General features: G+C 68.8%; 20 protein-coding genes and 1 tRNA gene. 8 read left to right on the forward strand and 13 right to left on the reverse strand.

Annotated elements, in window-relative coordinates:
- Positions 1-145: 145 nt before the first annotated feature.
- On the reverse strand, positions 146-1,507 hold the full coding sequence (gor, locus tag FHT36_RS12635; protein ID WP_169122858.1) for a glutathione-disulfide reductase: 1,362 nt from the start codon (positions 1,505-1,507) through the stop codon (positions 146-148).
- A 154-nt stretch (positions 1,508-1,661) separates the two neighbouring features.
- On the opposite strand from gor, the gene FHT36_RS12640 reads away from it, so the two are divergent.
- The gene (locus FHT36_RS12640; protein ID WP_169122859.1) at positions 1,662-3,776 is read left to right on the forward strand and encodes a glycosyltransferase family 2 protein; all 2,115 of its coding nucleotides are present in this window, start codon (positions 1,662-1,664) and stop codon (positions 3,774-3,776) included.
- 242 nt (positions 3,777-4,018) lie between these two features.
- Here FHT36_RS12640 and FHT36_RS12645 read toward each other — a convergent pair whose 3' ends face one another.
- From FHT36_RS12645 to FHT36_RS12655, 3 genes are all read right to left on the reverse strand, one after another.
- Complete coding sequence (locus FHT36_RS12645) at positions 4,019-4,579, reverse strand: DUF2059 domain-containing protein (RefSeq protein ID WP_169122860.1); 561 nt, start codon at positions 4,577-4,579, stop codon at positions 4,019-4,021.
- 24 nt (positions 4,580-4,603) lie between these two features.
- Positions 4,604-5,311, reverse strand: coding sequence for a ribose-5-phosphate isomerase RpiA (gene rpiA / locus FHT36_RS12650; protein WP_169122861.1), 708 nt, complete (start codon positions 5,309-5,311; stop codon positions 4,604-4,606).
- 139 nt (positions 5,312-5,450) lie between these two features.
- Positions 5,451-5,918 carry a hypothetical protein gene (locus FHT36_RS12655; protein ID WP_169122862.1) on the reverse strand — a complete coding sequence of 156 codons (468 nt, stop codon included), beginning with the start codon at positions 5,916-5,918 and terminating at the stop codon, positions 5,451-5,453.
- A gap of 280 nt (positions 5,919-6,198) precedes the next feature.
- Between FHT36_RS12655 and gph the strand changes: the two genes are divergently transcribed.
- Positions 6,199-6,900 (forward strand): phosphoglycolate phosphatase, encoded by a 702-nt coding sequence (gene gph, locus FHT36_RS12660; RefSeq protein ID WP_169122863.1) that lies wholly within the window; start codon positions 6,199-6,201, stop codon positions 6,898-6,900.
- A 134-nt stretch (positions 6,901-7,034) separates the two neighbouring features.
- Positions 7,035-7,109, forward strand: a tRNA-Val gene (locus tag FHT36_RS12665).
- A 78-nt stretch (positions 7,110-7,187) separates the two neighbouring features.
- Here the strand turns inward: FHT36_RS12665 and FHT36_RS12670 are convergent.
- The 4 genes from FHT36_RS12670 to FHT36_RS12685 all read right to left on the reverse strand — a co-directional run bounded on the left by FHT36_RS12670 (position 7,188) and on the right by FHT36_RS12685 (position 10,162).
- On the reverse strand, positions 7,188-7,514 hold the full coding sequence (locus FHT36_RS12670; RefSeq protein ID WP_169122864.1) for a hypothetical protein: 327 nt from the start codon (positions 7,512-7,514) through the stop codon (positions 7,188-7,190).
- 148 nt (positions 7,515-7,662) lie between these two features.
- Positions 7,663-8,169 (reverse strand): ferritin-like domain-containing protein, encoded by a 507-nt coding sequence (locus tag FHT36_RS12675; RefSeq protein ID WP_169122865.1) that lies wholly within the window; start codon positions 8,167-8,169, stop codon positions 7,663-7,665.
- A 72-nt stretch (positions 8,170-8,241) separates the two neighbouring features.
- A complete protein-coding gene (locus FHT36_RS24870) occupies positions 8,242-8,553 on the reverse strand; it encodes a general stress protein (RefSeq protein ID WP_169122866.1) in 312 nt (103 codons plus the stop codon).
- A gap of 295 nt (positions 8,554-8,848) precedes the next feature.
- Entirely contained in the window at positions 8,849-10,162 is a 1,314-nt protein-coding gene (locus FHT36_RS12685; protein ID WP_169122867.1) for a hypothetical protein, read from the reverse strand.
- A 366-nt stretch (positions 10,163-10,528) separates the two neighbouring features.
- Here FHT36_RS12685 and FHT36_RS12690 point away from each other — a divergent pair, with 366 nt between their 5' ends.
- Complete coding sequence (locus tag FHT36_RS12690) at positions 10,529-11,389, forward strand: alpha/beta fold hydrolase (protein WP_169122868.1); 861 nt, start codon at positions 10,529-10,531, stop codon at positions 11,387-11,389.
- Between the two features lie 153 nt (positions 11,390-11,542).
- Positions 11,543-12,127 (forward strand): L,D-transpeptidase, encoded by a 585-nt coding sequence (locus FHT36_RS12695; protein WP_169122869.1) that lies wholly within the window; start codon positions 11,543-11,545, stop codon positions 12,125-12,127.
- A 71-nt stretch (positions 12,128-12,198) separates the two neighbouring features.
- Here FHT36_RS12695 and FHT36_RS12700 read toward each other — a convergent pair whose 3' ends face one another.
- The 5 genes from FHT36_RS12700 to FHT36_RS24495 form a co-directional block, all read right to left on the reverse strand.
- Entirely contained in the window at positions 12,199-12,405 is a 207-nt protein-coding gene (locus FHT36_RS12700) for a cold-shock protein (RefSeq protein WP_024278308.1), read from the reverse strand.
- Between the two features lie 483 nt (positions 12,406-12,888).
- On the reverse strand, positions 12,889-13,905 hold the full coding sequence (locus FHT36_RS12705) for an ABC transporter substrate-binding protein (protein WP_169123203.1): 1,017 nt from the start codon (positions 13,903-13,905) through the stop codon (positions 12,889-12,891).
- A gap of 20 nt (positions 13,906-13,925) precedes the next feature.
- A complete protein-coding gene (locus FHT36_RS12710) occupies positions 13,926-14,735 on the reverse strand; it encodes an ABC transporter permease (protein WP_169122870.1) in 810 nt (269 codons plus the stop codon).
- A 3-nt stretch (positions 14,736-14,738) separates the two neighbouring features.
- Complete coding sequence (locus tag FHT36_RS12715; protein ID WP_169122871.1) at positions 14,739-15,551, reverse strand: ABC transporter ATP-binding protein; 813 nt, start codon at positions 15,549-15,551, stop codon at positions 14,739-14,741.
- A gap of 152 nt (positions 15,552-15,703) precedes the next feature.
- Complete coding sequence (locus tag FHT36_RS24495; RefSeq protein WP_246702204.1) at positions 15,704-18,685, reverse strand: DNA translocase FtsK; 2,982 nt, start codon at positions 18,683-18,685, stop codon at positions 15,704-15,706.
- 262 nt (positions 18,686-18,947) lie between these two features.
- On the opposite strand from FHT36_RS24495, the gene FHT36_RS12725 reads away from it, so the two are divergent.
- From FHT36_RS12725 to FHT36_RS12735, 3 genes are read left to right on the forward strand one after another with little or no spacing between them, the layout of a single operon-like run.
- Positions 18,948-19,781: an ImuA family protein gene (locus FHT36_RS12725; RefSeq protein WP_169122872.1), complete on the forward strand. Its 834-nt coding sequence runs from the start codon at positions 18,948-18,950 to the stop codon at positions 19,779-19,781.
- On the forward strand, positions 19,750-21,255 hold the full coding sequence (locus FHT36_RS12730) for a DNA polymerase Y family protein (protein WP_169123204.1): 1,506 nt from the start codon (positions 19,750-19,752) through the stop codon (positions 21,253-21,255). The genes FHT36_RS12725 and FHT36_RS12730 overlap by 32 nt, the downstream gene beginning before the upstream one ends.
- Entirely contained in the window at positions 21,228-24,551 is a 3,324-nt protein-coding gene (locus FHT36_RS12735; protein WP_169122873.1) for an error-prone DNA polymerase, read from the forward strand. Before FHT36_RS12730 ends, FHT36_RS12735 begins: the two co-directional genes overlap by 28 nt.
- The last annotated feature ends 58 nt before the right edge of the window (positions 24,552-24,609 follow it).

Raw genomic sequence — 24,609 nt, forward strand, 5'->3', positions numbered from 1 at the left:
CGGCTCGACCGGAGGGCCCATGGCGCCTTTTGTCCCTGGACTTCGCAGGCTGGTGCCGGCGGAGGGATGGGTCCTCCGGTCGAGCCGGAGGACGACGGCGATGGCCGACGATCTCACCATCATATCCCGGCATGACGGTGGTTGATCACGACGCCTTGGTGCGCAGCGTCACCAGCTCTTCGGCGGCGGTGGGGTGGACGGCGATGGTGCGGTCGAAATCGGCCTTTGTCGCCTTCAGCCCCATGGCCACCGCGGCGAGCTGGATCATCTCGCCGGCGGCCTCCCCCATGATGTGGACGCCGAGCACCTGGTCGGTCTCGCCATCCACGATCAGCTTCATGAAGCTGCGCGTCTCGCGGCCGGAGAGCGTCGCCTTCAGCGGGCGGAAGCTGGTCTTGTAGATGTCCACCGGCCGCCCGGCGGCGCGGGCCGCCTCCTCCGTGCAGCCCACGGTGCCGATCTCCGGCTCGGAGAAGACGGCGGTGGCGACGAGGGAGTGGTCCACGGTCCACGGCTTGTTGCCGAACACCGTGTCGGCGAAGGCGTGGCCCTCGCGGATGGCGACGGGGGTGAGGTTGATGCGGTTGGTGATGTCGCCCACCGCATAGATGGAGGGCACGCTGGTGCGGCTGTGCGCATCCACCACCACGGCGCCGAGCTCGTCCAGGGCGACGCCCACCGCCTCGAGGCCGAGATTGCGGGTGCTGGGAATGCGGCCGATGGCGAGCATCACCTCATCCACCTCCAGCTCCGAGCCATCCGAGAGAACCACGCGCTTGCCGCCGGAGATGGCCTCGATGGAAGCCAGCGTCTTGCCGCTGACGAGCTTGATGCCGGCGCGGGTCATCTCGGTTTCCAGATGCTCGCGCACTTCCATGTCGAAGCCGCGCAGCACCTTGTCGCCGCGATAGACCAGCGTCACCTCGGCGCCCAGTGCACGGAACAGGCCGGCGAATTCCACCGCGATATAGCCCGCGCCCTGGATCAGGATGCGGTCGGGGAAGCGGGGCAGGTTGAACGCCTCGTTGGAGGTGATGGCCAGTTCGCAGCCGGGAATCTGCGGCCCGAGCGCCGGATGGGCGCCGGTGGCGAGGAGGATGTGGCGCGCCGCCACCTCCTCGCCCGTCTCCAGGATGCGCACGCGGTTCGGCCCCGCCACCACCGCGCGGGAGGCGACGATCTCCACCCCCGCGGCCTCGGCATTGCGCTTGTAGATGCCTTCGAGCCGGGCGATCTCCTTGTCCTTGTTGGCAACGAGGGTCGGCCAGTCGAATTCGGGGGCGCTGACCCGCCAGCCGAAGCCGGCCATGTCGTCGATGTCATGGGCGAAGCGGCCGGCATAGACGAACAGCTTCTTGGGCACGCAGCCGCGGATGACGCAGGTGCCGCCCATGCGGTATTCCTCCGCCATCATCACCTTGGCGCCATGCTGGGCGGCGATGCGGCCGGCGCGCACGCCACCCGAGCCGCCGCCGATCACGAACAGGTCCACCTCGCGCTGTGTCATGTTTGGCTCCCGCCAGATCCCGATGCGTGGCGGGTGACTTGAAGGAGCCTCGCCGGGGCGTCAAGCCAAGTCACCGTGGGGTGGCGGCTTGCCGCTCGCGCGCTTCGGTGCTTCAAGGCGGCGGGCGATACGGAAAGCCATCGATACGTAAGGCATGCACGACACCGAGATTCCCCCGCTCTGGCTGAAGAGCGCGCCGGCCGCCACGGGCCGCGCGGGCTTCGCCCTGCCCGCCGTTCTGCGGCTGCGTGCGCGGCGGGGTGCCCTTGCCATCGTGCTGGCGGGCGAGGGCGCGGACGCCCCCCTGCCCTTCACCTTCGCCACCGCGACGGGCGCGGCTCGAGGCGCGGCGGAGGGCGAGACGCTGCTGCCCGGCGTGCCCACGGTGGCGCTGGTGCCGGCGGGGGCCACGCGGATCGAGGTCGCGGGCGCGCCGCCCGGCTTCCGGCTCGGCTATTACCCCGTTCACAAGGTGGCGCTGAAGCTGCACGCCTTCGCCAATGGCCGGTTTGACGGCCTCGGCCTGCCGCGCCGCTGGAAGGCGGCGGGCGTCGCCGCCCGCACCCTGCGCGGGGCGCTCCATGCCCTCGTCTCCGCCGCCCCCGCCCGCCGCCGGGCCGAGGCCGCGCGCTACCGCGCCTTCCGCGCTCGCTTCGTCGGCGACTTCGCCGAGGTGCCCGCTCCCAACGCGGCGCCCCGGCTGAGCCTGCTCACCGATGGCGGCAGCGCCAGCGCAGCGGACCTTTCCGCCTGCGCCACTGCCCTCGCCGCCCAGACCGACCGGAATTTCGAGTGGGTGGTGGCCCTCCCGCCCGATGCGCCGCCCGCGCTCGCCCAAGCCGCCGCCGGTGCGCGCGTGGTGGCGGCCGAGGGCGGTTCCGCCGCGCGCCTCGCCGCCGCGCTGGACGCGGCCGAGGGCGGGCTGGTGCTGTTCCTCGATGCTGCCGCGCAGCCCACGCGGGACGCGGTGGCGCTGATCCGCGACGCCTTCGCCGGGCATCCCGACTGCGCCCTCGTCTATGCGGATGAGGAGCGGCTGGATGCGGCCGGTGCGCCGCTCCACGGCGTCTATCACCCTGCCTTCAACCGGCACCTGATGGAGTCCTCGGGCTATGTCAGGCGCTTCGCCGCCCTGCCCCGCGCGGATGCCCTGCGCCTCGGCCTCGATCCCGCAGCCGGGGCGGCCGCGGTGTTCGACCTGCTGCTGCGCCATGTCTCCGCATTGCCCGAGGCGCACATCCGCCATGTGCCCCGCGTGGCGGTAGGGCTGAAGGGCCATCCGCCCGGCTTCGCGCCGGAGGAGATCGACGCGGCGGCCGCCGCGCTCTCGCGGCTGCGCGGCGTCGGGGTGGACATCATCGGCCGCCACCTGCGCCCGCTCTATCCCACCCCCGCGCCGGGCCCGCTCGTCTCCATCGTCGTGCCCACCCGCGACCGCGCGGCGCTGCTCTCGGTGGCGCTGCGCTCGCTCATCGCGCGGACCGCCTATCGCGCCTTCGAGATCATCATCGTCGACAACGGCTCGGTGGAGCCGGCGACCTTCGCGCTGTTCGAGGAGATCAAGGCCCTATGGCCGGCCACCGAGGTGGTGCGCGACGACGGGGACTTCAACTTCCCCCGCATCTGCAACCTCGGCGTCGATGCGGCGCGCGGCGACATGATCCTCCTGCTCAACAACGACGTGGAGGTGATCGAGCCGGGCTGGCTGGACGAGATGGTCGCCCTCGCATCCCTCCCCGGCGCCGGCATCGTGGGCGCGAAGCTGCTGTTTCCCGATCGCACGGTGCAGCATGCCGGCGTGATCGCCGGGCTGTTCCGCTATGCGGACCACTGGTTCGCCCACAGCGCCGCCGATGCGCCGGGCTATGAGGATCGCCTGCGCGTGCGGCAGAACCTCTCGGCCGTCACCGCCGCCTGCCTCCTCATCCGCCGCGACGTGTGGGACGCCATCGGCCCGCTGGACGCCGTGCGCTTCGCCGAGGATTGCAACGACATCGATTTGTGCCTGAGGGCACGGCGGGCCGGCTACGACGTGGTGTGGACGCCCTTCGCCACGCTGCTCCACTACGAATCCGCCTCACGCGGCAAGAAGCGCTCGCGCGAGCACCGGGCGCGGCTGAAGGCGCAGCGGGCGCGCATGGAGGCCATCTGGCACACCTCCACGCTGGTGGACCCCCATTACAGCTCAAACCTCGACCGCAAGAGCCTGTTCGCCGCCCAGGCCGAGGCGCCCGAGGGCCCGCGCGGGCCGCGCACAAGCGGGGTCTAGGGGGCCGCAGCGAAGGGCCGGAGAGCGAGTGACCGGGGAGCGGGCCGTCATGCCCCGGCTTGTCCGGGGGATCCACGGGGTGGCCGGGCCGGCTTTCCGTTATTGGCACCGCACGAACGGCCGGGTGGATGCCCCGGACAAGCCGGGGCATGACGGCGCAAAGACATGACGGTGGGACAAATGCAAAAGGCCGGCCCCATGGGGACCGGCCTTTTCCTTACTTTGAAACCGCCCCGGATCGATCAGAGATCGACGCCGCGCTTCTTCATCTCGGCGCGCACGCGCTCCATGGCCTGGGCGTTGATCTGGGCGCCCCATGCCTGGATGCCCTGCACCGCTTCCTGCACGATCACCGGGCGGTCCTGCACCAGCTTGATGCCGGTGGAGCTGCGATAGAAGGCGATGGCCTCCTTCAGCTCGGCCTCGGTGAAGCGGGTGGCGTAGGAATTGGCGAGGATGTCGATGACCTCGGCCTGACGCTTCTCGAATTCCGGCCGCACCAGCACCGCGACTTCGCGCAGCTGCTTGGCGAGGTCGGGGTTGGTCTGGAGGAAGGAGAGCGCCGCGCCGTCCACGATGTTCGGGATGACGCCGTCGAAGGCCCGGCTTTCGCCGTTGGCGGTCACGAGATCGCGGGCGAGCTGGAGCTGCGCGGCCGAGGGCTTGGCTGCGGGCGCGGCGGCGGGGGGAACCGGACGGGTCTGGGCCTCGGCCACCGGCGCGAGGAGCGCGGCGGCCGGAACCGACAGGGCCGCAGCGAGAAGAAGCTGACGGACAAGACGGCCGGACATGGGATGACGCATGGAATTCTCCGGAAAGGGAAAAAGCTAGAAGCTGCCGGGCTCCAGCTCGGTGATGCCGTCCTTGCCGGCGAGCACGGCGCGCCGGGCGAGGCCGATGAACAGGCCGTGCTCGACGACACCGGCCACCTGCGCGACCGCCGCGGCAAGCGCTGCCGGGTCGGGAATGCGGCCGAGATGGGCGTCGAGGATCAGGTGCCCCTGATCGGTGACGAAAGGATGACCGTCGCCATCGCGACGGACGGTAATGTCACCAGCGCAGCCGGCGCTGCGGATCGCCTCCACCACCTGGCGGGTGATGGCGGCGACGCCGAAATCCACCACCTCGATGGGCAGCGGGAAGCGGCCGAGCACGTCCACCTTCTTGGTGGCATCGGCGATGACGATCAATTCGCGCGCGGCGCTGGCGACGATCTTCTCGCGCAGCAGCGCGCCGCCGCCGCCCTTGATGAGGGCAAGGCCGGGGCCGATCTCGTCCGCGCCGTCGATGCACAGATCGAGCGGGCCGGCCTCGTCCAGCGTGGCGATCGGCACGCCGAGGGACACCGCCTGGGCTAAAGTCTGCTCGGAGGTGGGCACGCCGAGCACGGTGAGGCCGCCGTGCACCTTCTCGGCCAGAAGCTCGACGAAATGCCGGGCCGTGGACCCGGTTCCGAGGCCGAGGCGCATGCCGTCGGTCACGTAGGTCAAGGCGTGGGCGGCGGCGCGGCGCTTCAGGTCTTCGGCGTGGACCATGGGATTTCCTTGCCTCGACGCCGCGCGCCGGCCCGGATGGGTCCTGCCGCAGCGGCGCTTCTTTTCTGGCGGAACGGCTTCAACCGCCCTGCTCCGGCTCTAGCCCCGATCGGAGCCGCCGACAAGCCGGCGCGACGCCTCAGCGCGCAGCCGGGGTGCAGACGAGGCTGGAATCCGTGCCGCCCGCGGCGCGCGCGGTCTCGCGCACGTAGCAGATGCTCATTTCCCCGGTGTCGCGATTCACCCGGAAGATGCCGGTTTCCCCTTCGTAATGGGTGGGCATCAGCGCGTAGTTGCCGGCCTTCTGCGGCCCCGCGCCCTCGCCCTGGGCGAAGCAGAAGGTGACGCCCACGCCGGCCGCGTTGGGCCGCTCGAACTGGCACACATTCATCTCGCCGGTCTGGCGGTTGATGCCGTAGACGCGGTTGGCCTGGGCGGAGGGGGGCGCGGCGAACTCGAATCCGGCGGCGGCGCCGGCCTGTCCCGCCGCAGGCTGGGCGGTGGCGGCTCCGATCCCGCCGAGACCCGCGGCCGCGACGGCCACCGCGAGCAGCACCGCCGGGTTGCGGCGCGCCGCGCGCCCGGTGCGAAAGGGAGTGGTCCGCATTCATGCCTCCTGATGGCCCATGGGCTGTGGCCCGGCCGCAGCCGTCCAGGCCACGATGGGCCGCAACCTCGGGCGCAGCCTTAAACTGCGCGCCGGGGCCGCAGCCCTCGAATCCCCGCGACGCTGGCGCGAAAAAGCGGCAGGATTTAAGGCAGAAGGCGAGGATATCCTCCGGCCGACCCTTTCCCCGCTGCCGGCGCGAGCGCACCGGAAGGGGCAGCCGAACCAGAACCCGCGGATATCGCCTGCCCCGATACCGCTTCCGGAAGGACCGCGCCCGATGACCAGCCTCACACAGCCTGCCCCCCGTCCTCTCGTCGCGTTCGATCTCGACGGGACGCTGGTGGACACCGCGCCCGATCTGCTCGACGCCCTCGACCTCGTGCTCTCCGGCCACAGGATTCCCCCCGTGGACCGCGCCGAGGCGCGCAACATGATCGGCGGCGGGGCGCGCCTCCTCATCGTGCGGGCGCTGAAGAGCGAGGGCATCGAGCTGCCGGACGACGAGATCGCCGCCATGACGCAGCGCTTCATCGCCCATTATGCCGACAACATCGCCGTGGGCTCCCGCCCCTTCCCCGGCCTCATGGAGGCGCTGGACCGGCTGGAGGCCAAGGGCGTGGCGCTCGCCGTGTGCACCAACAAGCTGGAGCACCTCGCCCGCCTGCTGCTCGACGCGCTGGAGCTGACGCCGCGCTTCGCCGTCATTACCGGCGCCGACACCTATCCCCGCTCCAAGCCCGATCCGCTGCCGCTGCTCTCCACCATCTCGGCGGCGGGGGCGGACGTGGGGCGCTCCATCATGGTGGGCGACAGCATCACCGACGTGCTCACCGCCCGCGCCACCGGCGTGCCGGTGGTGGCCGTCTCCTTCGGCTATACGGAGACGCCCCCCGGCGAACTCGGCGCCGACCGTCTGATCCACCATTTCGACCAGCTGGAAGAGGCTGTCGACGCCTTGCTGGCCAAGGCTTCCGCCTAGGCCTCCATCGGGCTCCGGCCCCGGCCGGGGCGCGTCCCCCAGCCAAATGATCCACAGGCGGACGCGGCCATCCTCGTGCCCGCCCTTGACAGGGGAGGCCCTGCGGCTCTAAACGGCCCTCCTCGCAATGGCGCGGGCGATTAGCTCAGCGGGAGAGCACTCCCTTCACACGGGAGGGGTCGCAGGTTCAATCCCTGCATCGCCCACCATTCCGCGCCGTCGAGACATCCTCAAAACATCTTTTACCCGAACCGGCGCCGCGCATTTCGCGCAGCGCCCGCTCCCCGTCACTGGCAGGCGCACTCGTAATTCTTCGCGGCCACTTCCTTGCCGCCATACCCCACCCAGCAGGCGCTGCTCCATTTGGGCTTCAGATTGTAGCCGGGGCGGTAGCCGTTCATGTTGGTGGCGCAGATGTAGAATTTGTCCTGCGTCACCTGATTGCCGGGCGCGTGGACGCCGGAGTACAGCGCCGTGAGGCGGGCGGCGCTGCAGACCTGATCGCAGGAGCCACCGTTCGCCGGCTTCCATTGAATGTCCGCGGCGAAGCCGGCGGTGGGCAGGATCGGCGCGGCGAGGGTCGCGGCGACGAGAAGGGCTTTCAGGATTTTCATCGTTCCCCCAATGAATCGACCCCTGCATGGCGCAGGGAGATCGGCATCATGCACCAGGCTTGAGCGTGGGCAATCGAGCGGCCGATCGGGCCAATAAAAAACCCCGCCGGCGGACCGGCGGGGTTTTCGCGTGGGGAGGTGCGGCGGCCTATTCGGCGGCGCGCATGTTCAGCTTGGCCTCGGCGAGGCCGGTGAGCTTGGCGTCGGCGGCCTTCTCCTCGTCCAGGTTGCGCTGGAGCACGGAAGCGCAGTCGTTGCGGCCGAGTTGCTTGGCCCAGGCGATGAGGGTGCCGTAGCGGGTGATCTCGTAATGCTCCACCGCCTGCGCGGCGGCGGCGAGCGCCGCGTCCAGCACCTCGGGATCGGCGACCTCGGAGGCGACGTCCTCGGCCTCCTCGATGATGCCGTCGATGGCCTGGCACTTCACCGTCTTGGCCTCGACGCCGTGCATGCGGAACACTTCCTCAAGCCGCTTCACATGCCCCTCGGTCTCGCCGAGATGGCTCTGGAACGCCTGGCGGAGGGTGGAATTCTGCGCCTTCTCGATCATGGTCGGCAGCGCTTTCAGGATGCGCTTCTCGGCATAATAGATGTCGCGCAGGGTATGGACGAACAGGTCGTCCATGGAGTGGATGTCCTTGGAGAAAAGGCCCATGTGGCAACTCCCGTAAATATGAAGGGAAAGGGGCGCGACCCCGAAAGGCCGCGCCCTGTGTTGGGGACAGCGTCAGCGCTGGCCGCCCTTGCGGTCCGGGTTCGACGCGGCGTCCTGATCCTGGGAGGAGCGCTTCTCCTCCTGCATGTTCTGGCCGCCCTTGCGGCCCGCCTCGGACGCGCGCTCGCGGTCCTGGGCGAAGTTGCCGCCGCCCTGCTGGCCGCGACCGTGCTCCTGCTGGCTCTGCTGGCGGTTGGCACCGCCCGGCTGATCGCCCTGCTGGCGGTTCTGGGCGTTCGCCTCACCGCCCTTGCGGCCCGCCTCGGCGGCGCGCTCGCGGTCGTTCTCGAAGTTTCCGGATCCGCCCTGCTGACGAGTGTTCATCGGTTGGTATCCTCTCTTGTGCCCCCGGCAGACAACGGGAGGCAGGGAGGATGGTTCCGGCTCGGAACATGGCAAAACTCAAGCAATCATGGCATAAATGCGCAGCTTGAGCCCGACCGGATCAGATATCGATAAGTAATATTGACCGATATCGCTAAAGCTATGCCGTTGAAACTTGACCATTCAAGGCCAAACCTAAGCGCGACATTAGCCCTTAAACGCAAAATGCCCGGCACGCGGCCGGGCATCTCGCGAAAACACAGATCAGCGCAGCTTAAGCCGCGCCTGTCGCGCCTCAGTTGTCGTCGGCGGGGCTCACGTCGTCCAGGGCGAGGTTGGTGCAAGAGAGGCTGCCGTCCGGCTCGTCGAACGCCGTCTGGGTCAGGAAGCTGCACCGCGTGCCTTCGGCGGCGGCGATGTAGGAGACGAGGCGGTGGCTGATGGCCGCCACCTGGGAGGAATCATCCGCCGGCTTGAAGGCGGCATCGGCCGGGGCCTGCGGGCCGGACTTCTTCGCCACCTTGAGATCGGTCACGAGGGGCACCAGCGAGACGGAGGTGGCGGTGTCGGCCGGCGTCACCACCGGCTGGAGCAGCACGGTGAACTGGTCCCAATTGCCCTTGGCGAGGCGGCTCGCCTCGGATTCGGCGGAGACCGTGGCCTTGTAGGCCGGCCCCGCCTCGCCGGGCACGACCGCGCCGGCCACCTTGAACTTGCGGGTGCCGGTGCCGCCCTCGGGCGCGGCGCCGGAGAGGACGCGCGCCAGCATGGTGTCGCCATAGGCCTTGAGCTTCGCCTCGGACACCTTGTCGGCGTCCATCACCTTGGCGCGCGGAATGGCGGCGAGCGCCATCTCCCCACACAGAGACGGCAGGGTGACGGTCGCCACCAGCGGCACCTTGCGCAGATCCTGCGCGATCTTCGCCTCCGTGCCCAACGGCACGGCCACGTCCACCGAAACGTCGTCGCCGTCGCGGGCGGCGAGGCGCAGGCGGCTCCAGTAATCCTTCATCTTCACCTTCGCGGTGCCGCCCTGCTGGGGCGTGACCACGAGGTCGATCTCGGCGAGCCCGGCGGGCGCCACCGGCGTGCGGCCGAGCTCGGCGGCCTTGAGGTCCACCGTGAGGCCACCGGTGACGAGGCCGCACCAATTGTCCTCGTCATGCTGGAGCACCAGCGCCGGCTCGGAGAAGCCGCCTTCCGGGCGGAACACCGTCACCGCCGTGAGGCCGGGGATGGCCGCCGTCTCCTCATAGATATGGTGCAGGCCGCGCTGGTTCTCGGTGAAGGAGAGCGCATAGCTGTCATCCCCCTGGCCGATGGTGAGGCGCAGCGCGCCGCTGGCCAGAGTGCCGGACACGGGCAGCGCGGCGCGCGCATCGCCCGCCGGCGGCGCGAGGGTGCCGGTGACCTTGCCGGCGCCGTCCACATCGAGCGAGGCGATGGCCGCGCGGTACGGCTTGAAGAAGGGCAGCCCCAGAACCATGAAGCGCTCCGAGGCGGCGCTGGCCGCCGTGGGTGCCACAACAAGCGCGGGCACGAGCGCGAGGGCGGAAAGGGCGGCGAGAACCGTCCGGCGGTGGGCGGTGCGTGTCACGGAGGTGCGCATTCCGTCGCCTCTCTTTGCGATGATGGCTTCGATTCGAGCGGTGCTGTGTGGGCTCGATCTATAGCACCGCCGCATGGCGCCCCAAAGGCGGCTGGCGGGGGCGGAGAGGGCTCCTCACGGTCAGGACGAGTGAGCGCACTGCTCCATTTTGCACCATCATCCCCCGGCTTGTCCGGGGGATCCACGGTTTGGCTGGGTCCGCTTTCGGTTTTGGAGCACCGAGCAAATTGAGGTGTGGATGCCCCGGACAAGCCGGGGCATGACGGCCCGGAGAAGGGGCATGACCGGTTGCTCTGACCTGCCCCTTAAGCCGGCGCCCCGGCGATGCTAAAGCGGGCGCCGAACACCTCGCGCCGGAACCCGACCATGACCGCCCCCATCCCCGCCGACCGCGAGGTCCGCCGCATCCTCACCCCCGACGGCATCGGCATCGCCAGCTCCGCCTTCGGCCCGCCCGAGGGGACACCGGTGGTGTTCATCCACGGCTTCTCCCAGTCCGGCCTGTGCTGGAACCGGCAGACGACGAGCCCGGCGCTGGCCGGCCTGCGGCTCGTCACCTACGATTTCCGGGGTCATGGCGCCTCCGACCGCCCGTCCGATCCCGCCGCCTACCAGTCGGCCGAGGTGTGGGCGGGGGAGCTGGATGCGGTGATCCGCGGCTGGGGGCTGGAGCGGCCGGTTCTGGTGGGCTGGTCCTATGCCGGGCGCATCATCGGCGACTATCTGGCCGTCCACGGCACCGCCGGCATCGGCGGTATCGTCTTCGTGGATGCCGTGACCGCCAACGAGCGCCGCTTCTACGGCACCTGCAACAAGCTCATGCGCCTCATGTGCAGCACGGACGTGGAGGAGAATATCGCGGCCACCCGCACCTTCCTGCGCCGCTGCTTCGCCGCCCCCATTTCCCAGCCGCTGTTCGAGCAATTGCTGGCGGTGAACATGATGGTGCCGCCGCAGGTGCGCTCCGCTTTGTTCGGGCGGACGGCGGACTATGAGGACCTGCTGAAGCGCTTGGACGTGCCCACGCTGGTGGTGCAGGGCGCGCTCGACGAAGTGGTGGCCCCGGCCATGGCGGAGCATATCGCCGCGACCATTCCCGGCGCCCGGCTGGACCTCTATGGGGGCATCGGCCACGCCCCCTTCATCGAGGCGGCGGACCGCTTCAACGCCGCGCTGGCGGCCTTTGCTGCCGCAGCGGCAGCAACTTCGGGGGCGGTAGCGCGTTAGGAGAAAACATCTTCACACTCCCGTGGGACGGGAACCCGTTCGCCACAAAGCGGTTGCAGTCTTGTCCGTTTTGTGGCGACAAAGCGGTGTTGCCGACGTATCCGGGCGTGCTCGATGGTCGTTCGCGCTCCGGTCCATCCGAGACGCAGAGCCATGATGAAGCTGAAATCGCTTGTTTTTGCAGGCATCGCCGCGCTGGTGGCGACGGGCTCGGCCAAGGCCGACGATCGCTACGACATCTTCAATTTCAACAAGTTCTTCGGCGGCGGAAATGTCGGCGTGGTGGGCAGCACCTCGCCCATCGGCCGGCAGATGGTCTCCATCGATCCGAAATATGCGCCCGGCAACATCGTCATCAACACGTCGGAGCGCCGCCTTTATTACGTAACGTCGCGTGGCCAGGCCATCCGCTACGGCGTCGGCGTCGGCCGCGACGGCTTCCGCTGGTCCGGCGTTAAGACGGTGAGCGCCAAGAAGGAATGGCCCTCCTGGACCCCGCCGGCGCAGATGCTGCGGCGCCGTCCCGATTTGCCGCGCTACATGCCCGGCGGCATCGACAACCCGCTCGGCGCCCGCGCCATGTATCTCGGCTCCAGCCTCTACCGCATCCACGGCTCCAACGAGCCGGAGACCATCGGGCAGGCGGTGTCGTCCGGCTGCTTCCGCATGACCAATGACGACGTGGTGGACCTCTACAATCGCGTGCGCGTGGGCGCGACCGTCTACGTCCTGCGCTGAGGCCCTTTTGAAACGAAAATGGCCCGGCCGTCGTGAGACAGCCGGGCCATTTAATTCAACGCTTAAGCGCGTCAGAGGGCGGCGAGGTTCGCAGCCTTGCTCTTCCCGCGGTTGTCCGGGACAACATCGAACGAGACCTTCTGGCCGTCGTTGAGGCTGTACATGCCGGACCGCTCCACGTCGGAGATGTGGACGAACACGTCGGGGCCGCCCTCATCCTGAACGATGAAGCCGAAACCCTTCTGGGCGTTGAAAAACTTGACGGTACCCGTGGCCATGTGAGGCCTCCTGTGGGAACGCTCTCCGGGACTTCCCGAAGGCGCCGATCGCCCCGGCGGCACGCGACCATGACAGTGCGCGGCGCAGCGGGGCGCAGTTCAGGACAGGTTCGCTTTGTGGGAAGGCTTTTGCGTCGCGGCCCGAAGGAAACGAAGAAGAGGCCGTCGACGAACTTGTCCGCTCGGCTCGCCCCTTCGCTCATCCATGAAATGGAAAGCGAAGGAACGAACGCCCCTTGCCGCGGTGCGATCTGCTCGGTCGGGATCGGAGTACATCCGTCCGTCTCCCGGAAGCGTCTGCGCTCAAAGCGCGCCGCATCCGTCGGCTGGGGTTGATGCAGAGATAAGCGTCAATCGCGGCGGTTCAAGGGCGGGGACCTAAGTTTTTCGCCCGCCGCTCCCGAACCTGTCGCCGAACCCCGCCGATACCGGGGGTGAACGCCCCCCGGCAAGGTGGTGAAACACACCTGAACCGCAGCCGGATTATTTGGCCGAAGCGGCCTTCGCCACGAAGGCGCCGTCGAACGTCTTGGCGAGGTCGATCTTCGCCGCTTTCAGCTCAGGATCGAACTCTACCAACATGTTGAGGGCATTCTTCATGCCCCGCTCGGGGATCAAACCGGTGCGCGAATAGATCGGCAGCGAGTTCTTGACCGCGTTGAGGTAGAGCGTCTTGTCCCCGAGCAGATATTCCTCCGGCACCACCGCCGCCACATCCTCGGGCGTAGCGGTCTTAAGCCATTGAAGCGCCTTATAGAAAGCGTTCACCAGCTTCTGCGTGGTGACCGGATTCTGCTCCACGAAGTCGCGCTTCATGTAGAGCACCGCGGCCGGATTTTCCCCGCCGAAGATCTTTTCGTTTCCGGCTTCCGTGCGGCTGTCTGCCAGAATAATGACGTCACCGTCATCCTCGAGCTTTGTAATGACAGGGTCGAGATTTGACATGGCATCGATTTCGCCACGCTTCATCTGCGCCACGGCCGAGGCACCGCCGCCGACACCTACGTAGGAGGCATCATCCGGCTTCAGGCCTTCTTTGGCCATGAGGAAATTGACGAAGAAATTCGTGGAGGAGCCCGGCGCCGTGACGCCGATCTTCGCGCCCTTGAGATCCTTCACCGACTTGATCGGCCGATCCTTCCGCGCCACCAGGACAATCCCCGGGAAACGGCCCAATTCGATAACGGAAACAATGTCCTGGCCCTTGGCCTGCATGCGGATGGTGTGCTCGTAGGCGCCCGTCACCACGTCGATGGAGCCGCCGATAAGGGCTTGCAAAGACTTGGCTCCGCCGCCGAAATCGTTGATGGCGACGTCCAGCCCCTCATCCTTGAAGAAACCCTTCCGCTCGGCGATCGTGAGGGGCAGGTAATAGAGCAGCGGCTTGCCGCCGACACCCAGCGTGAGCTTCGGCTTCTCCGCCTTCGCCGCCGGCTGGGCGGCCGCGGGCACGGCGCAGGCGAGCGCGATGGCGGCCACCGCGAGCTTGAGCAACCTCATGATTTTCCTCCCGTTTTTCTCTACGCCTGTGTGGCCGGCGCGGGGCGCCACACCAACAGGCGGTTCTCGATTGCGCTCACCAGCGTGTCGATGATGATGACGAAGATGGAAAGCACCAGCATGCCCGAGAACACGCCGGTGACGTCAAACACCCCTTCCGCCTGGTGGATGCGATAGCCAAGCCCCGCCGCCGAACCGAGATATTCCCCCACCACCGCCCCCACCAGCGCAAAGCCCACCGCCGTGTGAAGCGAGGAGAACATCCAGGTGAGCGCGGAGGGCCAGAACACGTTCCGCATCAGCTGGCGCTCGCTCATGCCCAGCATGCGGGCGTTGGCGAGCAGCGTCGGGCTGACTTCCTTAACGCCCTGATAGACATTGAAGAAAACGATGAAGAACACCAGCGTGACGCCCAGCGCCACCTTGGACCAGATGCCGAGTCCCAGCCACAGGGCGAATATGGGCGCCAGCACCACGCGCGGCAGCGCATTGGCCATCTTCACATAGGGGTCGAACACTGCGGCGATCACCGCCTTGCGCGCGAACCAGAAGCCCACCAGCATCCCGCCCAGCGCGCCGATGGCGAAGGCGAGCATGGTTTCCAGCAGGGTGATGCCGAGGTGATACCAGATCACCCCCGTGTAGAAGTCCTTGAAGGTGCGCTCGAAAACGGCGAGCGGCGTCGAAAAGAAGAAGGGATCGAGCGGGTAGAAGGGCTTCGGCGAGAGCGCCGGAATCGAGACCTTCACCGTGGAGCCGAAATGCCAGATGGCGATCAGCACCACCGCCACCAGCACCTGCAGGGTGAACAGCGTGAAACGATTGCGCATGGTTCAGCTCGCGACCTCGGACTGGCGATAGCCCTTCACGACCTCATCCTTCAGCGCCGCCCAGATCTCGCGGTGAAGGTGGTGGAAGGCAGGTTCCAGCCGCACGTCGATGTCACGCGGGCGCGGGATGGGCACACGCCACTGGCCGATGATGCGCGAGGCTGGCCCCGCGCCCATGATGACCACCCGGTCGGCCAGCGAAATCGCCTCCTCCAGATCATGGGTCACGAACATCACGGCCTTGCGGTCCTGGCTCCACAGATCGAGCAGGAGGTTGCCCATGATCTGCCGGGTCTGGGCATCGAGCGGGCCGAAGGGCTCGTCCATGAGCAGGATCTTGGGATCGCGGATCAACACCTGGGCGAGGCCCACGCGCTTCCTCTGCCCGCCGGACAATTGGTGGGGATAGCGATCGGCGAAGGCAGCGAGCCCCACGCGGGCCAGCCACTTGCGGGCACGGGCGCGCGCCTCGTCCGTGTCGGTGCCGGCGACCTCAAGGCCTATGGCCACGTTGTCGAGTGCCGTCTTCCACGGGAACAGGGCCTCGGCCTGGAAGAGATAGCCGGCCGCGCGGTTGAGGCCGGCGAGAGGCTTGCCGTGGATCGTCACCGTGCCGGAGGCCGGCTTCAACAGGCCAGCCGTCGCGTTGAGAAGGGTGGACTTGCCGCAGCCGGTGGGGCCGACGATGGCGACGAACTCGCCATCCGCCACATCGAGATTGACGCCCTGCACCGCGACGAAGGGCGAAGCCGCACGGCTGGCGCCGGGAAAGGCGATGGAGATGTCGCGCAGCCCGACCGCGCATGCCTGAGCCATGCGGCCTCCCTGGACCACGCTGAAGGGTTGCACCACTGAACGTCTCCCGATCCCGCGGCCCGACCGCGCGTCCGGTTGGCCCGGATCAAGCTGACAAGGTAGCCGAGGGCGCGCGGGAGGCAAAGGTGGAGGATCGCCGGTCGCGCGTCCTCTCACCCCGGCCGGGAGAAGGTGAGGATCTCGCGCTTTCCGGCGTGGTTGGCGGGGCCGACGATGCCTTCGGTTTCCATGCGCTCCATGAGGGAAGCGGCCTTGTTGTAGCCCACCTGCAGGCGGCGCTGGATGTAGGAGGTGGAGGCCTTGCGGTCCCGCATGACGATGGCCACCGCCTGCTCGTAGAGGTCGCCGCCCGCATCAGCGATGCTGGAGCGGTCGAACACCGCCTCGTCATCGTCCTCGGCCACGGCATCCTCGTCCAGAACCACCTCGTCAATATAATCCGGCCCGCCCTGGGCCTTGAGGAAGGCGACGACCTTCTCCACCTCGCCGTCAGAGACGAAGGGGCCGTGGACACGGCTGATGCGGCCGCCGCCGGCCATGAACAGCATGTCGCCCTGCCCCAGCAGCGTTTCCGCGCCCATCTCGCCGAGGATGGTGCGGCTGTCGATCTTGCTGGTCACCTGGAAGGAAATGCGGGTGGGGAAATTGGCCTTGATGGTGCCTGTGATGACATCCACGGAGGGGCGCTGCGTCGCCATCACCAGATGGATGCCAGCGGCCCGGGCCATCTGCGCGAGGCGCTGGATGGCGCCCTCGATCTCCTTGCCTGCCACCATCATCAGGTCCGCCATCTCGTCGACGATGACGACGATGTAGGGCAGCGCGGTCAGGTCCATCTCCTGTTCCTCGAACAGGGCCTCCCCGGTCTCGCGATCGAACCCTACCTGCACGTTGCGGGTGATGATCTCGCCCTTCGCCGCGGCTTCGCGGACGCGGGCGTTGTAGCCGTCGATGTTCCGCACGGCGAGGCGGCTCATCTTGCGATAGCGCTCCTCCATCTCCTTCACCGCCCATTTCAACGCGATGATCGCCTTCTTCGGATCGGTGACGACGGGGGTGAGCAAATGCGGGATGCCCTCGTAGACCGAGAGCTCCAGCATCTTCGGGTCGATCATGATGAGCCGGCAGGCTTCCGGCGTGTGCCGGTAGAGCAGGCTCAGGATCATGGTGTTGATGGCCACCGACTTGCCCGAGCCGGTGGTGCCGGCGACCAGCAGGTGCGGCATCCGCGCGAGGTCGGCGATCACCGGAACGCCGCCGATGGTCTTGCCCAGGCACAGGCCGAGCTTGGGGTGGGTATCGGCGAATTCGTGGCTAGCCAGAAGCTCCCGCAGCCACACGGTCTCGCGCCGCCGGTTGGGCAGCTCGATGCCGATGACGTTGCGCCCCTCGACCACCGCCACGCGGGCCGACACCGCGCTCATGGAACGGGCGATATCCGGCGACAGGCCGATGACGCGGGAGGACTTTACCCCCGGTGCCGGCTCGAATTCGTAGAGGGTGACGACCGGGCCGGGATTGGCGTCGATCACCTCGCCCCGCACGCCGAAATCGCGCAGCACCTGCTGCAGCATGGTGGAGGACTGGTCGAGGAATTCCTCGGACAACTCATAGTCCGGCTCCACCACCGGCGGCTCGCGCAGCAGGTCGAGGGGGGGAAGGAAATAGGGGCCTTCCGCGGCCTCCGCCGCTGCAGGAGCAGGCTCGGGCGGGAGGGTAGCAACGGCCTGCACCGGAACGGGGACGACGGCATCCGACGTTGCAGGCACTGCTGCCGAGACCGCGGGAGCGGACGTAGCAGCCGAATGCAGGGCGCCGAAGAACTGGGCGCTGATGCTCTGCTGGTAGGGCCTCCAGGACGCAAACACTTCGCCCGACAGGCTCGGCGCGGCCGCTAGGGGGAGGGATTCCTCCTCGGCTTCGGCCTCGCCCTGATCCTTGTCTTCAAGCGCGGCGGCGCCTTCCGGCTCTTCCTCGTCGAGTTCCCCGTCTTCCTCTTCCGTAAGGTCCGAGTCCTCGAAGGCATCGTCTTCGACTTCGTCGTCTTCGAGTTCATCGTCCTCCAGCTCGGAGGAGAGTGCCCCGTCGTCCTCGTCCAGTTCGTCGTCGTCCTCGGAAAGGTCGATCTCTTCGCCCTCCTCCTCGGCGTCGTCCGTGTCGCCTTCCAGTTCGGCGACCTCATCGTCCTCGGAGTCTTCGTCCTCGAGTTCGTCGTCTTCGGAGGCGTCCTCCTCGGAAACTTCGTCTTCGTCGAAGTCGGCAGTCTCCTCGGCGTCGGACAACGCCTCGAACGCCGGGTCCTCGCTCTCCACCAGGTCGTCTTCCGCATTGCCCGTCTCTGCGGGCGCAGGATCAAGGTCCTGCTCCCCGGCCGGAGCGGGCGGGGTGGCGGCGCGGCCTAGGACGACGAGGCGCAGCAGGCTCCACAGGTGATCCGGGATATCGGCCGTATCGACCTCCGAAGCTGCCTCAGCCACAGCCTGCGGCGCAATGTCAGCCTCAAGGAGCGCAGGCGCGGCCGCTTCCGTCAGAATCTCCTCGCCCGGAGCAGCCTCCGCAAGCGCGACCTCGGAAGCGGAGGGCTCACAGGCCGCAGCGACGTTTTCCTCCTCGACGGGAGGCAGGACGACGGGGGCCGCCGTCACCTCTTCCGGCGCGGCGGCGGGCGCGGCGAAGCCGGTCTCCTCGGGGATATCCGCATGCTTGGCGACGGGCTGCGCTGCCGGCTGGACCGCATCGTCCGCCGGCTCGAACAGGAAGTGCCAGCCGCGGCTCGACCCCTGGGTCGTGACCGGGGTGGGCACCTGCGGCAGGACGGGCGGCATGCTCGGCAGCGGGGGCGCGCCCGGCTCGCGGGGGCGCAGCAGATGGTCCGGGGTGCGGGTGAAGCGGGTGTTGGCGTCGAGGGTGAACGGCCGCAGCCAGCTCGGGACCAGCTCCAGGTCGATCCAACTATTGGTTTCGACAGCCTCGAAGGCGCCGTCGTGGATGGCCGGATCGTATTCCGGAATCCGCTCGTAGAACGAGGGCAGGCCGCGCTCTGCGCCAGAATCGGCGGGAGGTGGATCGAACGAGTCGTCCGGAGCGTAGGAAGGATACGCAAAAGGTCTCGGAGGACGGTTGAAGGAAGACATGGGAATCCGAAATCCGCAGCACCGGCGCCGTTTCGAGGACACTAGGGCGGGGGGCGTTAAGGGGAGGTTTGCACCTCACCACAACGGTTTCATGATACCTTATCTGTGAATCATGGGGACAAGCCCGCACCACTGCACCCGCCTGCGCCGGGTCCGCTCCAGCCCCCGCAGGCCCTGCTGCCGGACCTCCGTACGGTTGACATTCAGCCCTGCTGGAGTCCTTTTTAAAATAGAACAAAATAGGAACATTTGGCGCCCATCCATGACCTCCTTTCCCCACCCGCAGCAGGCCCAGCGCGAGGATCTGGCGGCTCTTCGCCGCCGCATCGTCGAGATGGAACGGCTGTCCGGCCTCCCGGATGGTCCCGCCCGGCCGCGCCTGTCGCTTGGGGGGGGCCTGGACGAGGTGCTGGGGGGCGGGCTGGCCCGCGATGCGCTGCACGAGGCCTTCCCGGCCGAGAAGGGCAATGCCGCTGCCGTGCTCGGTTTCGCCCTCGCGCTCGCGGCCGGCACCCGCAAGCCGGTGCTGTGGGTGCGGCAGGACATGGCAGCGCTGGAGGGGGGCGATATCTACGGCCCCGGCTGCGCCGCCTTCGGGCTCGATCCCTCCCGCCTGATCCTGGTGGCCGCCGCAGACGCCGCCGACACGCTGGGCGCCGCAGAGGAAGCCCTTGGCCATGGCGCCCTCGGGCTGGTGGTGGCCGAGCCCTGGGGATCCCCGCGCCTCATCGATCTCACCGCCACCCGCCGGCTCGCCTTGCGCAGCGAGCGTTCCGGCGTGCCGTCCCTCCTGCTGCGGCCGGGGGCGGACCCTGGCCCTTCCGCCGCCGCTACCCGCTGGCGGGTTGCTGCGGCCCCCTCTCGCGTGGCGGGGGATGTGCCGGCCTTCTGCCTCGGCCTGCCCGCCTTCGCGCTGGAAATCGAGCGCAACCGCCTCGGACCCACCGGCCGCTTCACCGTGGAATGGAATGCCCATGCCCGACGCTTCACCCCGGCGCCTCGCCGCGCTCTACCTGCCGCGCCTGCCGACCGACCGGCTGCACCGCAGCCGGCGGGGGCGTCGCATGTCGTTTCCGGCTGGCGCCGCACCGGCTGATCCGCCGCTGGTCACGGTGGAGGTGAAAGCCAATGCCCGCCGCCTCGCCGCGGTGGACGCGGCCGCCGCCCGCCTCGGCCTTCATCCCGGCCTCACGCTCGCAGATGCGCAGGCGCGCGTGCCGCAGACCGAGGCAGTGGAGGCGGATGCGGCGGCGGATGCGGCACTGCTCGCCGCCATCGCCTCGTGGTGCGAGCGCTGGACGCCCTTCGTCGCCGTGTCCGGGCCGGACGGCATCGTCCTCGACATCACCGGCTGCGCCCATCTGTTCGGCGGCGAGGCGGCCCTACTGTCTGCCATGACGGAACGGCTCGCCGCCACCGGGCTTGCCGCCTGTGGCGCGGTGGCCGGGACTGCGCGGGCCGCTCTCGCCCTCGCCCGCTGGCGGCCGGGACAGGTGGTGACGGCGGGAGGCGAGCGGGAAGCCGTCGCGCCCTTGCCGGTGGACGCCCTCGGCCTCGATGCGGAGGCGGGGCGGAGCCTCACCTATCTCGGGCTTGTGCGCATCGGCGACATCGCCGGCAAGCCCCGCGCGGCGCTTGCCGCCCGCTTCGGCAGTGCCTTGGTGGAGCGGCTGGACGAGCTGTGCGGCGCCGCCTCGCCGCCCATTTCCCCGCTCAATCCCCTGCCCGTCTATGTGGCGGAGCGGCGCTTCGCCGAGCCCATGGGCGACGAGGCGACCGCCCGCGCCGTGCTCGCCGACCTCGCCCGCGACCTCGCCGGCGTGCTGGAACGGCATGGCGAGGGCGGACGGCGCTTCGAGGCCGCCTTCTTCCGCAGCGATGGCGCCGTGCGACGTGTGGCGGCGGGCACGGCGGCGCCCCTGCGCGACGGGGCACGCCTCGCCGGCCTGTTCCGCGAACGGCTGGCGGCGCTGGCCGATCCGCTGGACCCCGGCTTCGGCTATGATGTGATCCGCCTGTCCGTCACTGCGGCCGAACCGCTGGCCGCCACCCAGTCCGGCTTCGGTGCCGAGCCGGCCGGCGCGGGGCTCGACCAGTTGGTGGACACCCTCTCCGCCCGGCTGGGGCCGCGCCGCGTCACCTGCCTTGCCGCGCAGAACAGCCATATTCCCGAGCAGGCCGCCGTGCGGGTGCCCGCGCAGAAGGCGTGGCGCAGCCGGGAGGCGCTGGCACACGATTGGGCCGAGCCGACGGCTGCGGACGCCCCCCTCGCCCGCCCGCCGGCCCTGTTTCCCGTGCCCGAGCCGGTGGAGACGCTGGCCCAGGTGCCGGACGGCCCGCCTTTGCGCTTCCGCTGGCGGCGCGTGCTGCACGAGGTGGCGCGAGCCGAGGGGCCGGAGCGCATCGCCCCGGAATGGTGGACTGCCCTCGATGGCAACCGGCCGGGCCTGACGCGCGACTATTTCCGCGTGGAGGACACGCAGGGCCGGCGCTTCTGGCTCTATCGCGAAGGCACCTACGGGCGGGAGACGTCGGCGCCGCAATGGTTCCTCCACGGGCTGTTCCCGTGAGCGCGCCCGTCTATGCGGAACTGGCGGCGGCCTCGCATTTCTCCTTCCTGCGGGGGGCCAGCGCGCCGGCCCATCTGGTGCGCACCGCCGTCGGCCTCGGCCTCGACGGGCTCGGCATTGCCGACCGCAATACGGTGGCCGGCGTGGTGCGGGCCTATAGCGCGCTGGAGGATCTGCGCGCCCTCGACGAGGATCTGGAAGCCGACGATCCCGAGGCGGACGCCAAGCGCGCCGTCGCCGCCCGCGCCCGCGCCTTCCGGTTGGTGACAGGCGCGCGGCTCGTCTTCTGCGACGGCACGGCGGACATCATCGCCTATCCCTCGACGCGGGAGGGCTGGGGCCGGCTCTGCCGCCTGCTGACCACCGGCAACCGCCGGGCGAAGAAGGGCGATTGCCATCTTTCCCTCGCCGACCTCCTCGCCGATGTCCGCGATCTGATGCTCATCGTGATGCCGGGCGAAGACGGAAGCGATCTTCCGCCCCTCCTCTCCCGCCTTGACGAGGCGGCCGCCGGGGCAGTGTGGCTGGGCGTCGACATGCCATTCTCCGGCGCCGACCGCCGCCGTCTCGCCGCGCTCAAAGCCATCGCCCGCACCGCCGGCGTGCCGCTGCTGGCGGTGAACGAGGTGCTCTACGCAACGCCCAAGGAGCGCGACCTGCAGGACATCCTCACCTGCGTGCGCGAGGGCACCACCATCGCCGAAGCCGGGCGGCGGCTCCTGGCGAATGCCGAGCGCCACCTCAAGCCTGCCGCCGAGATGACGCGCCTGTTCCGGGACGCCCCCGAGGCGGTGGCTGAGAGCGCGGCGCTTCTCGCCCGCATCGACTTCACCTTGAAGGAGCTGAAATACGACTATCCCGAGGAGCCGGTGCCCCCCGGCTGGACGCCGCAGGCGTGGCTTGAGGAACTGACCTGGCGCTGTGCCGCCGTGCGCTATCCCGAAGGGGTGCCGGAGAAGGTGGAAAAGCTGCTGAGAGACGAACTGGCCCTCATCCGCAAGCTCGAGTACGCGCCTTACTTTCTCACCATCCACGACATCGTGCGCTTCGCCGAGAGCCAGGGCATCCTCTGCCAGGGGCGGGGCTCGGCGGCGAATTCCGCCGTTTGCTACGTGCTCGGCATCACCGCCGTGGACCCCGCCGACAACAACCTCCTGTTCGCCCGCTTCATCTCCGAGGAACGGCGCGAGCCCCCCGACATCGACGTGGATTTCGAGCACGAGCGGCGCGAGCAGGTGATCCAGCACATCTACGACAAATACGGCCGCCACCGCGCCGGCATCGTCGCCACCGTCATCCACTACCGCCCGCGCAGCGCCATTCGCGACGTGGGCAAGGCCCTCGGCCTCACCGAGGACGTCACGGCGCGCCTCGCCTCCACCCAGTGGGGTAGTTGGGGCCGCGATATTTCAGACGCGCACATCCGCGAGGCGGGGCTCGACCCGTCAAACCCCTTCATCCGCCGTGCGGTGGAGCTGGCCGGCCGACTGATGGGCGCGCCTCGCCACCTCTCCCAGCACGTGGGCGGCTTCGTGCTGGCCCGTGGCCGGCTCGACGACACCGTGCCCATCGGCAACGCCGCCATGGCGGACCGCACCTTCATCGAATGGGACAAGGACGACATCGACGTGCTCGGCCTGATGAAGGTGGATGTGCTGGCGCTCGGCATGCTCACCTGCATCCGGAAAGCCCTCGACCTGATGCGCAACCACGAGGGCATCGACTGGGGTCTCGCCGACGTGCCCAGCGGGCAGGCGGACGTCTACGCCATGCTCTCGCGCGGGGATTCCATCGGCGTGTTCCAGGTGGAGAGCCGGGCGCAGATCAACATGCTGCCACGCCTCAAGCCGCAAAAATTCTACGATCTCGTCATCCAGGTCGCCATCGTGCGGCCGGGGCCGATCCAGGGCGATATGGTCCATCCCTACCTGCGCCGGCGCAGCGGGCTGGAGAAGGTGGACTATCCCTCCCCCGCTCCGCATCTCGGCGACAAGGACGAACTGCACAGCGTACTCGACAAGACACTCGGCGTACCGCTCTTCCAGGAGCAGGCCATGAAGCTCGCCATGGTCGCCGCCCGCTTTTCTGACAAGGAGGCGAACCGCCTGCGCCGGGCCATGGCTACCTTCCGCAATCTCGGCACCATCCAGGAGTTCGAGAGCATGATGGTGGAGCGCATGGTGGCGCGCGGCTACACGCGCGACTTCGCTGCGCGCTGCTTCGAGCAGATCAAGGGCTTCGGCAGCTACGGCTTTCCCGAAAGCCATGCGGCCTCCTTCGCCAAGCTCGTCTACATCTCCTCCTACATCAAATGCCGCCACCCGGCCGCCTTCGCCTGCGCGCTGCTCAACGCTCAGCCCATGGGCTTCTACGCTCCGGCGCAGATCGTGCGCGATGCTTATGAGCACGGCGTGGAGGTGCGCCCGATCGACGTCAATTTCAGCCATCACGACAACACGCTGGAGCGGCGGGACGACGGCGCGCTCGCCCTGCGCCTCGGCTTCCGGCAGGTGGATGGCTTCCACGCCGAATGGGGCGAGCGCCTCGCAGCGGCACGATCCGGGCCTTTCGCGAGCATCGAGGACCTCGCCCGCCGCGCGCGCCTGCCCACCCGTGCGGTGAAACTGCTCGCCGATGCCGATGCCTTCCGCTCCATGGGCCTCGACCGCCGCGCCGCGCTCTGGCACGCCCGCCGCCTGCCGGATGACGACGCTTTGCCCCTGTTCGCCGCGGCGGACGCCCGCGAACTGGGCGTCGAGGAGGAGGTGACGCTGCCGCGCATGGCGCGCTCGGAGCACATCGTCGCGGACTACCAGACGGTACGCCTCTCCCTGAAGGGGCACCCCATGGGCGAATTGCGTGACCATTTCCGGAAAGAGCGCATCCTCACCTGCGCCGAGACGTCTGCGCTGAAGGACGGCGCCTTCGTCCGCAATGCCGGCGTGGTGCTGGTGCGCCAGCGGCCGGGCAACGGCAAGGCCATCTTCATCACCATCGAGGATGAGACCGGCATCACCAACATCGTCCTGTGGGAGCGGACGCTGGAGCGCTTCCGCCGCGAGGTGATGGGCGCGCGCCTGCTGCTGGTGGAAGGACGCATCCAGAAGAGCCCGGAGGGGGTCGTCCACCTCATGGCCCAGCGTCTCACCGACCGAACCGCCGACCTCGCCTTGCTCTCGAGAGTGCGGCAGCCGCGGATGGAGGTGGCGCGGGCCGACGAGTTCGCCCACCCCCAGCATCCGCGCAAGCATCCACGTGACGTAAGGGTGCTTCCCAAGTCGCGGGACTTTCACTGAGCACCACGCCCGCGATGCCGCAGAGGTATCCAGCAGCCCAAGTCCGTAAGGGGGCAGG

Source organism: Xanthobacter sp. SG618 (assembly GCF_012932745.1).
GTDB lineage: Bacteria > Pseudomonadota > Alphaproteobacteria > Rhizobiales > Xanthobacteraceae > Xanthobacter > Xanthobacter flavus.